General features: G+C 67.9%; 11 protein-coding genes and 1 tRNA gene. 7 read left to right on the top strand and 5 right to left on the bottom strand.

Features of this window, described 5'->3' with window-relative positions; genetic code table 11:
* Positions 1 to 260 precede the first annotated feature (260 nt).
* Positions 261 to 473, top strand: a complete 213-nt coding sequence (locus KRR26_RS30460; RefSeq protein ID WP_120200774.1) for a hypothetical protein — start codon at positions 261 to 263, stop codon at positions 471 to 473.
* 162 nt (positions 474 to 635) lie between these two features.
* Here KRR26_RS30460 and KRR26_RS30455 read toward each other — a convergent pair whose 3' ends face one another.
* On the bottom strand, positions 636 to 1,280 hold the full coding sequence (locus tag KRR26_RS30455) for a diacylglycerol kinase family protein (RefSeq protein WP_120200772.1): 645 nt from the start codon (positions 1,278 to 1,280) through the stop codon (positions 636 to 638).
* Between the two features lie 80 nt (positions 1,281 to 1,360).
* On the opposite strand from KRR26_RS30455, the gene KRR26_RS30450 reads away from it, so the two are divergent.
* The 6 genes from KRR26_RS30450 (at position 1,361) to KRR26_RS30425 (ending at position 7,981) form a co-directional block, all read left to right on the top strand.
* Positions 1,361 to 4,195: a golvesin C-terminal-like domain-containing protein gene (locus KRR26_RS30450; RefSeq protein WP_217081526.1), complete on the top strand. Its 2,835-nt coding sequence runs from the start codon at positions 1,361 to 1,363 to the stop codon at positions 4,193 to 4,195.
* Positions 4,196 to 4,295: 100 nt separating this feature from the next.
* Entirely contained in the window at positions 4,296 to 5,306 is a 1,011-nt protein-coding gene (gene gap / locus KRR26_RS30445) for a type I glyceraldehyde-3-phosphate dehydrogenase (RefSeq protein ID WP_217081525.1), read from the top strand.
* Between the two features lie 36 nt (positions 5,307 to 5,342).
* On the top strand, positions 5,343 to 6,530 hold the full coding sequence (locus tag KRR26_RS30440; RefSeq protein WP_120200766.1) for a phosphoglycerate kinase: 1,188 nt from the start codon (positions 5,343 to 5,345) through the stop codon (positions 6,528 to 6,530).
* A gap of 39 nt (positions 6,531 to 6,569) precedes the next feature.
* Positions 6,570 to 7,340, top strand: coding sequence for a triose-phosphate isomerase (tpiA, locus tag KRR26_RS30435; protein WP_120200764.1), 771 nt, complete (start codon positions 6,570 to 6,572; stop codon positions 7,338 to 7,340).
* Positions 7,341 to 7,422: 82 nt separating this feature from the next.
* Positions 7,423 to 7,806 carry a preprotein translocase subunit SecG gene (gene secG / locus KRR26_RS30430; protein WP_120200762.1) on the top strand — a complete coding sequence of 128 codons (384 nt, stop codon included), beginning with the start codon at positions 7,423 to 7,425 and terminating at the stop codon, positions 7,804 to 7,806.
* Positions 7,807 to 7,899: 93 nt separating this feature from the next.
* Positions 7,900 to 7,981: transfer RNA gene (locus KRR26_RS30425), tRNA-Leu, on the top strand.
* A gap of 47 nt (positions 7,982 to 8,028) precedes the next feature.
* Here KRR26_RS30425 and KRR26_RS30420 read toward each other — a convergent pair.
* From KRR26_RS30420 to KRR26_RS30405, 4 genes are all read right to left on the bottom strand, one after another.
* Positions 8,029 to 9,243 (bottom strand): tyrosine-type recombinase/integrase, encoded by a 1,215-nt coding sequence (locus KRR26_RS30420; protein WP_217081524.1) that lies wholly within the window; start codon positions 9,241 to 9,243, stop codon positions 8,029 to 8,031.
* Positions 9,240 to 9,494 carry a helix-turn-helix domain-containing protein gene (locus tag KRR26_RS30415; RefSeq protein ID WP_217081523.1) on the bottom strand — a complete coding sequence of 85 codons (255 nt, stop codon included), beginning with the start codon at positions 9,492 to 9,494 and terminating at the stop codon, positions 9,240 to 9,242. The genes KRR26_RS30420 and KRR26_RS30415 overlap by 4 nt, the downstream gene beginning before the upstream one ends.
* Positions 9,491 to 11,581 (bottom strand): DUF927 domain-containing protein, encoded by a 2,091-nt coding sequence (locus tag KRR26_RS30410; RefSeq protein WP_217081522.1) that lies wholly within the window; start codon positions 11,579 to 11,581, stop codon positions 9,491 to 9,493. Before KRR26_RS30410 ends, KRR26_RS30415 begins: the two co-directional genes overlap by 4 nt.
* 61 nt (positions 11,582 to 11,642) lie before the next feature.
* Positions 11,643 to 12,064 (bottom strand): transposase (locus tag KRR26_RS30405; protein WP_217081521.1); only part of this gene is annotated, 422 nt, incomplete at its 5' end.

Here is a 12,064-nt window from a genome sequence, read left to right as displayed (position 1 = left end):
AAACACGGCGGGCCGCCGCCTGGCAGTCGGGGTGCGTACCCGCCGATGCACCTGGGGGTGCTACAGGCCCGGTGCGCCCGCGAGGTGCGAAGCCGGTTTCGCAGTCTCCGAGTGGGGATGCCAGCGCCACGCCGCTTCAACCCCCGAGGAACGCAGGGGAATCCGTCCGGAAGGCAACGGCTGGCACGGCGGTTGAACTAGCTGGGCCCCGTGATTTCCCGGCGCCGCCTCATTTCGCGCCACCTTCGGAGGCATTCACAGTGAGCACCGACCAAAAGGGCACCCGGATCCTGGCGCGCACGTTCTTCAACCAGCTGCGCGCGAGTGGTTACACGCCCCACCAGGTCATCGGCATCGCCACGGAGCTGTTGGACCTCGTGACCACGGACCTGGCGGAGTTGAAGGAAGGCGACAAGGGCGTTGCCGTCCAGGCGACACCGGAGCAAGGGGCCGAGTGGCGCCAGCGCGCCTGAGTCATTAGGCTTTCCCCCAGACCCTCGCGGGCGAGTGGGCTCCGGACTGGTTTCGGGGCTCCCGCCCGCGTGGTGGCGGATGAACCGGCGGCCGCCGGTTTTTTTGTGCCCGCGCTCCGGGCGCCCCGTGCGTTGCCCGCCGCGCGCTCGGCGCTTCGCGAGCTATCCGCCGCGCTCTCGGCGCCGCATGCGTGCGGCGGACCCCGCGATGAAGAGCAGGCCCGCGGTCAGCACGGTGAACACGAGGCTGGCCGAGAACGTGGCCATCCAGGCCAGGAGCGCGAAGCCGCCCATGAGCGCGAGCGCGTCCACCCAGCGCGGCCGAGGCTGAGGCAGCACGAGCACGGTGACGCACGCGGTGAGCGGCAGCCCCAGCGCGACCTGTCTCACGATGGCCTCGGTGCTGGTGCGTACCGTCTCCCAGTTGTGCACGAGGATGGCGGCGAAGATGACCACCGTGCCCAGCGCGAGCACGAGCACGCCCGCGGCGGCCGCGTCCTTGGTGAGGCGGGCCTTCTCGTCGAACTGCTGCACGGCCAGGTCGACGAGCTGCTCCAGCGCGCTGTTGAGGATCTCCGCGAAGAAGATGAGCACCACGCAGAAGATGAGCGTCACCTTCTCCGCGAGCCCCAGCGCGATGCCGTTGCCCACCATTCCCACGAGCGCGGCGGACACGACGTGGATGCGCATGTTGCGCTGGTACACGACGGTGTGGATGAGGCCCGCCCAGGCGTGTCCGAAGGAGGCGAGGAGCCCCGTGCTGCGCCGGGAGGGGAAGCGGGGAGGCGGAGTGGCAGGGACGGTCATCGGAGCGTGAAGGGATGAGCAGGCTAGCATCCACGGGTGCGATTGCCGTGTGAGTCTGAACGGGTAAGGTCCGACCCGTGATGCGACTCGACTGTGTGGCGGCCCTGTTGTTGACCTCGACACTGGCGGCGGCTCAAGAACCCGCGCCTTCCTTCGAGGGGGATGATTGGGGCCTGGAGCCGCCCGGCGTGCAGTACCTGCCTGCCCCCGGCCCGCGCCCCCATGAATCCCGGATGTCCGCGCACGAGCCCGCCGGCGTGCGACGCGAGGCTCCCACGCGAGGGACGAAGTCCGCGCTCGCGGGCGTTCCGCAGGGACGCGAGCGGACGGGCGCGCTGTCCGGCAAGGTCGTGTACCTGAGCCCTGGACACGGGTTCTATCGAGACAGCTCGCTGCGCCGGTGGGCGACCCAGCGCGGCAACTCGTGGGCGGTGGTGGAGGACCTCATCTCCATGGAGGTCGCCAGCCAGGAACTGCTGCCCATGCTGGTGGGCGCGGGCGCCACGGTGATTCCGGTGCGCGAGACGGACCTGAATCCGCTGATGGTCATCGTGGACGACGGCGAGGCGGGCTACGCCGAGTCGGACGCCACGCTCTTCAGCACGCCCGCGCAGCCCGGCTGGAAGACGGTGGCGCCGCCCCTGACGAACGCAACGGAGCCGTTCACGCAGGGCACCACGCGCGTGGTGGCGACGACCTCGGTCGCATCCGCGCAGGCGACGTGGGCGCCCGACGTGCCTGCGGACGCGGCGTACAACGTCTACGTCTCGTATGGCTCGGACCCCACGCGCGCGACGGACGCGCACTACGTGGTGCGGCACGCGGGCGGCGAGAGCCACTTCCGCGTCAACCAGCGCCGCCACGGGGGCACGTGGATGCTCCTGGGGCGCTTCTTCTTCCGCGCGGGGACGCATCCGGACTCGGGGGCGGTGACGCTGCTGAACGACTCGGCCACGCCGGGCGCCACGGTGTCCGCGGACGCGGTGCGCCTCGGCGGTGGGCGCGGTGACGTGGGCGATGGCACGGTGGCCATGCTCGCGCGTCCGCGCTCGGAGGAGAGCGCGCGCTACCACGTGCAGTTCAGCGGCGCGCCGGCCATCGTGTACGCGCCCACGGGCGCCAATGGCCTGGGCAACGAGCGCAACGCGGACGTGTCGGCGCGCCCGCGCTTCGCGGCGTGGCTGCACGAGGACGGCGAGGACGCGGTCTACGTGGCCTGGCACACCAACGCCTCGACGACGGGCAACGTGGTGGGCACCGAGGGCTACGTCTACGGCCCCAACCCGGTGGACGGGACGTACAACTTCACGGGCGTGCCGGGCAGCGAAATCATGGCGCGCGCCCTGCTGGATGAAATCTCCCGCGACATGAAGCGCGAGGTGGATCCGAACTGGAAGGTGCGCTCGCTGCGCTCGGCGAACCTGGGCGAGGTGAACCCCACCCACAACCCCGAGATGCCCAGCGTGCTCCTGGAGATGGCCTATCACGACGCCACGGCGGACGCGGCGAAGCTGAAGGAGCCGGGGGTGCGGCACGTGGCCGCGCGGGCCATTGTCCAGGGGCTCATCAAGTACTTCGCGGCGCGGGACTCCGTGGCCGTGAGCCTGCCTCCCGAGGCTCCGACGGCCGTGGTGGCGCGCACGGTGGCGGAGGGCTCGGTGGAGGTGCGCTGGGCCGCGCCGACCCTGGACCCGACGGAGGAGGGGCGTGACGGGGCCACGGGCTATCGCGTCTATCAGAGCGTGGATGGCCTCGGCTGGGACGAGGGCACGGACGTGACGGGGACCTCATGGGTCCTCCCCGTGGCGGTGGGCACCGTGAAGTACTTCCGCGTCGCGGCGCTCAACGCGGGCGGCGAGTCCTTCCCCTCGGCCACGGTGGGCGTTCGCGCGGGGACGACGGCGGCCGTGTTGCTCGTCAACGCGTTCGAGCGATTGGACGCGACGATGACGTGCGCGGAGGAGCTGAAGGCCTACGACCTGGAGGCCCCGGTCCGCGTGCTGATCGAGTCGATGAACGACGGAGGCTATCTCACGCGTCACGGTGCCGCGTTCGCCCTGGCGGCGCAGTCCTTCGATGGCGCGACGAGTGGCGCGATGGCGGCCGGCCTCGTGTCGCCCTCGGGCTATCGCGTGGTGGACTGGTTCATGGGGCGCGGTGGGGTGGGGGGGCTCGGGCCGTCGCGGGAGGCGCAGGATGCGCTGCGCGCGTTCGTGCTCGGCGGCGGACATCTGCTGGTGTCCGGCACCCGGGTGGCGTCCGCGCTGGCCCAGGGCAGCGACGCGGACCGGGCCTTCCTCGCGGACATCCTGCGGGCCTCGGTCCTGGTGGGGACGCCGCCGCTCCGAGTCGAGGGCGCGCCGGGCGACTGGCTCGCGGGCGTGGGCGCCGTGGGCCTGGACGATGGCACGCTGGGGGCCTACGCCGTGGGAACCCCCGAGGTGTTGTCTCCGCTGGCGGGCGGCACGGGCGTGCTGCGCTACGCCGGCACGGGCCTGGGCGCCGGGGTGGCCTCCTCGCCTGGCGGCACCGTGTTGTTCCTCGGGGTTCCGTTCGAGGGCCTCTCCAGTGGGAGCACGCGAGGTCAACTGGTGGGCGAGTTCCTGGTTCACGCGGGCCTGTTGACCCAGGTGCCCGCGTTGCCACCCCCGGATGTCGTGTCATCCGTGAGCCCCCGGCCGTTGACGGGGTGTATCGCGGCGCGCGCGGTGGATCCGCACCCGGTGGTCATCCCCCCGGTGGATCCGCCTCCCACGGTGCGAGAGGGCCTCCCGCAGTTCTATTACGGGTTGGGAGACAGCGGCTGCGGCTGCGGGGCAGGGGGCGCGGGGGTGGGCTCGGGCTTGTGGCTGCTGTTCGGTTTGATTGTTCATCGGAGGCGCGCGCGGGCCCGAACAGGCCATGTGAAGCGTTGACTCAGCGGGGGCGCGTGCCTACGGTCGGCCGCCCTCTAGCGAACTTCACGACGTGCGGGCCGTTTCGCCCCACGCGCCTTTGGAAGGAGACACGGACACCATGGCCATCAAGATCGCCATCAACGGTTTCGGTCGTATCGGCCGGTGCGTGCTGCGCGCCGCGCTCAGCCGCAAGGAGAACCTCGAGATCGTCGCCATCAACGACCTCGACAAGCCCTCGGCGCTGGCGCACCTGTTCAAGTACGACTCCGTGCACCGCACGTGGCCGGGCACCGTGTCGCACACGGACAAGGGCATCGTGGTGGATGGCCGGGAGATCGCCGTCACCGCCGAGAAGGACCCGTCCGCGCTGCCCTGGAAGGCCATGAACGTGGACGTGGTGCTCGAGTGCACCGGCCGCTTCACCTCGCGTGAGGGCGCGGAGAAGCACCTGAAGGCGGGGGCTCGCAAGGTGCTCATCTCGGCCCCGGCCAAGGGCCCGGACCTCACCATCGCGTACGGTATCAACCACGACCAGTACGACCCGGCCAAGCACCACATCGTCTCGAACGCCTCGTGCACCACCAACTGCCTGGCGCCCATCGCCAAGGTGCTGGTGGACAACTTCGGCATCGAGAACGGCCTGATGACCACGGTGCACAGCTACACCAACGATCAGCGCATCCTGGACCTCACGCACGAGGACATGCGCCGCGCTCGCGCCGCCGCGCTCTCCATGATTCCCACCAGCACGGGCGCCGCGAAGGCCATCGGTGAGGTCATCCCCTCGCTGAAGGGCAAGATGCACGGCATCTCGGTGCGCGTGCCCACCCCGAACGTGTCGCTGGTGGACCTGACGGTGAACACGTCCAAGGCCGTGACGCCGGAGGCCGTGGTGGAGGCGTACCGCCAGGCCGCCGCCGGCTCGCTCAAGGGCGTGCTCGAGTTCAGCGACGCGCAGACGGTGTCGGTGGACTACAACGGCAACCCGCACTCGGCCATCTTCGACTCGACCAACTGCTTCGTGATGGGCGAGCGGCTCCTGAAGGTCATGGCCTGGTACGACAACGAGTGGGGCTTCTCGAACCGCATGGTGGACACGGCCAAGTTCCTCGTGTCCAAGGGCATCTAGTTCGAGCGCCAGGCTGACCGAGACGGGAGCACCAAGATGATCCGCTACATCGATGACATGCAGCTGACGGGCAAGCGCGTCTTCATCCGCGTGGACTTCAACGTTCCGCTGGAGGGCCGCCGCGTCACCGACGATACCCGCATCCGTGAGGCGCTGCCCACCATCCGGCGCGCGCTCGACATGGGCGGGAAGGTCATCCTGGCCTCCCATCTCGGCCGGCCCAAGGGCCCGGATCCGAAGCTGTCGCTGGAGCCCGTGGCCGTGCGGCTCGCCGAGCTGCTCGGCCCCAAGCACGAGGTCATCCTCACGGATGACTGCGTGGGCGACGGCGTGAAGAAGCAGGTGAAGGAGCTGAAGGAAGGGCAGGTGGTGCTGCTGGAGAACCTGCGCTTCCACAAGGAGGAAGAGGCCAACGACGAGTCCTTCGCGCGTGAGCTGGCGTCCCAGGCGGACGTCTACATCAACGACGCGTTCGGCACCGCGCACCGCGCCCATGCCTCCACCGCGGGCATGGTCCCCTTCGTGAAGGAGAAGGGCGCCGGCTTCCTCATGCGCAAGGAGATTGAGTACCTGGGCAAGGTGCTCAGCAACCCGGAGAAGCCCTTCGTGGCCATCCTGGGTGGCTCCAAGGTGAGCGACAAGATCAAGGTCATCGAGAGCCTGCTTCCCAAGGTGGACGCGCTGCTCATCGGCGGCGCCATGGCCTACACGTTCCTCAAGGCGCAGGGCATCGAGGTGGGCAAGAGCCGGGTGGAGGAGGACAAGCTCTCCTTGGCCACGCGCCTGCTGGACGCGGCGCAGCGGCTGCGCACGCCCATCGTGTTGCCCATCGACCACATCGTGGGCACCGAGCCTTCGGACAAGAGCCCCGCGACCGAGACGCCGGATCAGGTCATCCCGCCGGACATGATGGGCCTGGACATCGGCGTGAAGACGCGCGCGATGTACTCCGAGCGGATCCGCGACGCGAAGACGGTGGTGTGGAACGGGCCCATGGGCCTGTTCGAGGTCCCCAAGTTCGCCGAGGGCACGCGCATCGTCGCGCTGGCCATGGCGAACAACACGCAGGCCACCACGGTCATCGGCGGTGGGGACAGCGCGGCCGCGGTGGAGCAAATGGGCTACGCCTCGAAGATGAGCCACGTCTCCACGGGCGGCGGGGCCTCGTTGGAGTTCCTCGAGGGCCGTGAACTTCCTGGCATCAAGGCGCTGGAGACGAAGTAGTCTGCGCCGTTCGAACCGGACTCACACCTGGGGGATGCGATGGCCACCGGAGCGCGCCGCAAGATTGTCGCTGGCAACTGGAAGATGAACAAGACGGTGCCCGAGGCGCTCGCGTTGGTGCGCGAGCTGCGGGCCCAGGTGGCGCCGCTCGGTGACAAGGTGGAGGTGGTGGTGGCGCCTCCCTTCGTCGCGCTCCAGGCGGTGCATGTCGCGTTGGAGGGTGCGCCCCTCCAGTTGGCGGCGCAGAACTGCCACTGGGAGGCCTCCGGAGCGTTCACCGGAGAGGTGTCCGCGCCGATGCTGGCGGAGCTGGGGTGCGCCTACGTCATCGTGGGGCACTCGGAGCGTCGGCAGTTCTTCGGTGAGACGGACGAGACGGTGAACAAGCGCGCGCACGCGGTGAAGAAGGCGGGCATGACGCCGATCCTCTGCGTGGGCGAGACCTTGGCGGAGCGCGAGGCGAACCGGACGCTGGAGGTGGTGGAGCGTCAGGTGCGTGGGGCGCTGGTGGGCTTCGAGGCGGCGGACGTGGCGAAGTTCGTGCTGGCGTACGAGCCGGTGTGGGCGATCGGCACGGGCCGCACGGCGACGACGGCCCAAGCGCAGGAGGTCCACGCGGCGATCCGGGGCCTGGTTGCTCGGCTGTATGACGGGGAGACGGCGGGGCGGGTGCGCATCCAGTACGGCGGCAGCGTGAAGCCGGACAACGCGGCGGAATTGCTGGGTCAGCCGGACGTGGATGGGGCGCTCGTCGGGGGAGCAAGCCTCAAGGCTGGGGACTTCCTGGCCATCGTGAAGTCGGCGGGATGATCGGGCTCGCCGGAAGAAGTTGTCACGCGTTCACCTCATTGTGTAGGGTGCGCCCTCTTTCCACGGAGCGTCTGGAAGCGCCATGCTGACCTTCTTTACGATCGTGCACGTCCTGCTCTGCGTGTTCATGATCTTCGTCATCTTGCTGCAGCCCGGGAAGGACGCCGGTATGGGGTCCGCGCTGGGAGGTGGCGCCGCCACGAGTGCCTTCGGTGGGCGCGGGGCGGTGACGTTCCTGAGCAAGCTGACGGGTATCTGCGCCGGCCTGTTCTTCCTGACGTCGCTGGGCCTGTCGTTCGTGGGTCTGCGGACGTCGGTGGCGGCGGGTGGTTCGGCGGCGAAGAAGCCGCCGGCGGCCACGGCACCGGCGACGCCGGGTGGTGCGGCGGCTCCCGCGGAGTCCTCCGCGCCGACGTCGACGCCGGCCGAGGCACCGCAGGGCCAGCAGGAAGCCCCGAAGCAGTAGTCGCAGTTCGGGGTGAGGCAGAAAAGAATCACGCAGCGGTTGAGATAGTCGTTGCGTGATTCAACGCGGTTCGGTACATGGACTGCACAAGTTGCCCAGGTGGTGGAACTGGTAGACACACCATCTTGAGGGGGTGGCGCCGAAAGGTGTGCGGGTTCGAATCCCGCCCTGGGCACTCTCAGAAGGCTCGTAATCCTTAGGGGTTACGGGCCTTCTGTCTTTTTAGCTTCCTGTCATTGCCCCTGTATTGCCCCTCTCCAGCAAGGGGCCATCCAAGAGTTTCACCGCATCCTGTTTCACCTGCGGACTCAGATGGGCGTAGCGCATCGTCATGTCGAGCGTGGCGTGTCCCATCAGCTCCTGGATCACCTTCAGGGGAACGCCCTTCATGGCGAGGTGGCTGCCGTAGGTGTGCCGCAGGTCGTGCCACCCAATCGTGCCCGTCTCCCGTGAGATGCCCGCTCGCTTCAGCGTGGTGATGAGCAGGTGATCCATCATCCCCGGGGTGAGGTGCTCGCCGTTCTCCTGGCAGAAGACGAAGGGGCCTCGAAGGTGCCGGTGGGCCTTGAGGGCATCCACGACGGACTGAGGAAGGTCCACCGTCCGAGTGCTGCCGCCCATGGGAGTGCCTTCGACACCGCGCCAGATGGTCCGTTTGACGTGGAGCTTGGCGCGGGGGACGTCAACGTCCTGCCACTGGAGGCCGATGAGTTCCCCTTGCCGCAGTCCCGTCTTGGGGGCTGCCGTCAGGAGGGCGAAGTCCTCGGGGCCTGCCGCCGCGAGGAGCCGTTCCACCTCCTCGAAGGTGAGGAAGTCGTAGTCGGGCTTCTTCACCTTGAAGAGCTTCACGTCCGGGACATGAGCCAGGACGCTCTGCTCCTTCGCGAGATTGAGCAACTTGCTGAGGACGGCGAGCGCGTTGTTGATGGTCTTCAGGCTCAGGAGCTTGGTCGTGCGGACCTTGCGCCTTCGGAGGGCACGCCTGGAGGCCGTGTCGGAGTGTCCGCTGAGCCGCCGGGGCTTCTTCTTCATCGCGGCTTTGAAGTCCTCGATTTCGGCCGGGCCGATTGCGTCGAGGGCTGTCTCTCCGAAGAACGGAAGCAAGTGGTCGTCGAGGAGCTGCCGTTTGCTCACGACGCTGGAGTGTTTGTTGTTGTTCTCGCTGTAGGTGAGGAAACGTGAAGTGAAGTCCTTCACGGTCGGCACCTTCTTTGTCTCGCCGTTTGTTTCAGGCTCCTTCTCTTTGCGGAATGTCCCCATCAGGAGGGCCGCGCGGATGTCTCGTTCGTACTGCTCTGCACCGCGTCGGGTGTTGACCGGGCTGTCCTTTCGGACGCGCTCGACTCCCCCGTTCGCATGCTTGAACTTGATGTCCACGAACCACACCTGCTGATTCCTTCCGTCCTTATCCGTGTACTTCCTCTGTCTCACGCTCATGGGTGCGTCTCCTTGAGCGCAGGACCGCCTTGACCCATCGATGACCCTACCAAGGCCGCGCGGCGAATGCGGAGGGCCTTCCCAACCCGGACGACCCCGGGCACCTGCCCGAGCCGAATGGCTTCGTAGAGCGTCTTCCGGTTCACTCGCAGGAGCGCGGCGCCTTCTTCGACGGTGAGGAACTCATGGACCTCAGAGGTGGGCGCAACCTCAGAGGGGACGACGCCTCTCTGCCATGTGTCGTGGCTCATGAGGGCGTGCCTCCCATTCGCGCGTGATGCGATGGAGGCCGCGACATGGCGGGGCGGCCATTGGGCGATCCATGCGTACTCTCCGCCCCCACCTTCTCTTCGTCGAGGACCAACCAATAGGCACGCACTCGCTTGCCGTCGACGGACACCTTGCGCGTGAGGTGCCCATCTTCCTTGGCCGCGAGTCCCTTGGCGGACAGCTCCGTCATCACTTGCCGGATGTCGAAGCGTCCCGCGCGCGCGATGTCGTTCATCGCCGTTTGGAAGATGGCCACGAAGCGCCTTCCGCTGTCGTCCTTCTCGTCCACCACCAGTCCGGGACGATGGATGGGGCTCACGCCGTCGAAGCCCATCCAGTTGGACGCGACGAAGTTCATGACGAAGTCGTAAGCCGCGTCGGCGGTCGTCTTCGTCTCGCGAGACTCCTTCAGCACCGCCGCGCAGAATGCTTTGCCCGCTTCGAGAGAGGCCGCCTGGGCGCGCGCTTCGTCCTCGCCGCAGATGTGGACGCGCGCGAGTCGGTCCGCAAGCACCAGCAGCGCGGCATAGCGGGCTTGTTCCGTCGTCTCCGTCACCAACTGGGCTGCAACCTGGCGGTGCAGGTCGCGCAGCTCATCGAGTCGATCCGTGTAGCGCGCCATGAGTGCTCGGATGAATGCGGGCCCCGCGTGGCCGTGATGCTTCTCCAGTCCTTGGTGCGTCTGTGTGGCCAGGGCCGCATCCCCCAGCGGTTGCGCGCATGCCTCCAGCGTGCGGTTCTTCGCGCCCGCCGCGCCGCCAATCTGCAACAGCGGTCTCTCTCCCGAGATGAAGGCCAGCGAGCGCCACGACTTCCGCGCGCGAAGCTCCCCGTTCTGTGTGGCGCGCGAGCCGCTCGTCTCTGAGCCCACGATGTAAGCCATTAGGTTCGTCATCCCCTCGCGCGTGACTTGGGTGTCATCAATCCAGGTGGGCAGGTCGCGGTGTCGCGCCAACTCCCCCTGCAACGCGGCGGACGAGACATCCCCGCTGACCTTGAGGCCCGATGGGCGCCCCCACATTGACGTGGTGGTGGCCTGAACGGCGGACTTGCCTGTCCCAGACGCACCCCAGATGGACAAGCACATGCTGCGCAGCTCCAGCAGCCGCAACAGGGGCGCGGCGAAGCCCGATGCCCAAGCCATCTCCGCGAAGGGACTCCTGTCGCGAACGGCAATCGTCAACCGCAGGTGCTCATCCGCCGAGCCACGAGACATGAGCGCATCGAGGAAGGCCGCTTCGCCGGGCATGATGACGCGGCCGGGCTCGCCAATCACCTCCCGCCCCACGACGAAGCTCCGCATGTCCTGGGACCAGCCGCTTTGCGTGAAGATGCGCACCTGAGGCAGCCGCGCATGGTTGTGTTGCTCCTGTGCCTGGAGGAAATCCTGAACCTTCTTGCTGTTGCTGCTGGTGAGGGGGGCACCCCGCCCAGACAGCTCCAGGATTTCGTTCCCTGAGACTTTGGCGCGCGGCATCGTCTCGACGCGCGCATGGCCCCCGTACAGCCAGCGCACCGTCACGTAGCAGGTGCGGTGTTCATCCTCGCCGGTCTCCGTGATGTTGATGGGGGCGGCGGCGACCGTGGAGAGCTTGTCCTTGTCGGTGAACTTGAAAATGCCGAGCGACTGTCCATCGTGGGTGGCGTAGCCCGGGGCTGTCATCCATGCGTCAACGTCAAGCGGGGGCGTGGCCTCGATTGACGGCCGTGAATGGCCCAAGCTTTTGAACAAGGCGGCGTCCTTCTCTCGCTGGGCCAGTGCCTCGCCGTACTGCTCGTTGACCTCCTGGAGGCGATTGGCGACGTGCGCGGCGCCATGGTCTGTGCAGGCCATCGCCGCAACGGACGGGCCGAGCATGCGCAACACGGTTTCGTCCGACGCCTCCGGGGTCTTGAATCGCAGGTAAGAGAGGAGGGCCCAGAGGTTCTCGTCATGCTCCCCGGGCGGGAACAGGGGTTGCTCCTTCTTCGCGCGCTTCACCGCTGCCGCGTGCTTGGGGTCGCTCGTCTGTTGCCAGCGGGCCCAGATTTGCTCTTCCGTGCGCCCATCCCGTGCGGGCGGGGTCAAGTCCCGAATCGTGTGTAGTCGGTTCGGAGGGGGTACGGGGGAGGAAAGCTCCTTGGCGGCATCATTCAGCGGTGCCTGGGTTTGAAGTCAGCAAGGCCATGTCGAGGTAGCGACGGTCATCCCAGATGCCAGTGACTTCAAGAGCGACGGCGGTGATGAGGCGCAGGGCGCTGGCTCGGTCCGGGAATGCGCCCACGGAGCGGATGCGACGCTTCACCTCGCCATGGAGTCGCTCCAAGCCGTTGGTGCTGCGCAGCCGCTTCCAGTGGGCCTTGGGGAAAGAGAAGAAGCAGGTGGCCGAGGCGAAGCCCTCGCGCAGACACTCCATGGCTTCGGGGACCTGTCGGCCCAGGCCAGACTGGAGCGCCTCCAGGCGCTTCCTGGCGTCCTGGAGAGTCGGAGCCTCGAAGACGGCCGAGGTCTCCTTGCCGAGTCGTCCGCGCAGCCTCCAGGGGGCCTTGGCGAGGACGTTGCGGGTGAGGT

The organism is Citreicoccus inhibens, assembly GCF_019039035.1.
In the GTDB taxonomy this organism is placed as follows: Bacteria; Myxococcota; Myxococcia; order Myxococcales; family Myxococcaceae; genus Citreicoccus; species Citreicoccus inhibens.
Note: the sequence above shows the minus strand (reverse complement) of the source record. Positions and strands in the feature narration are given on the sequence as shown.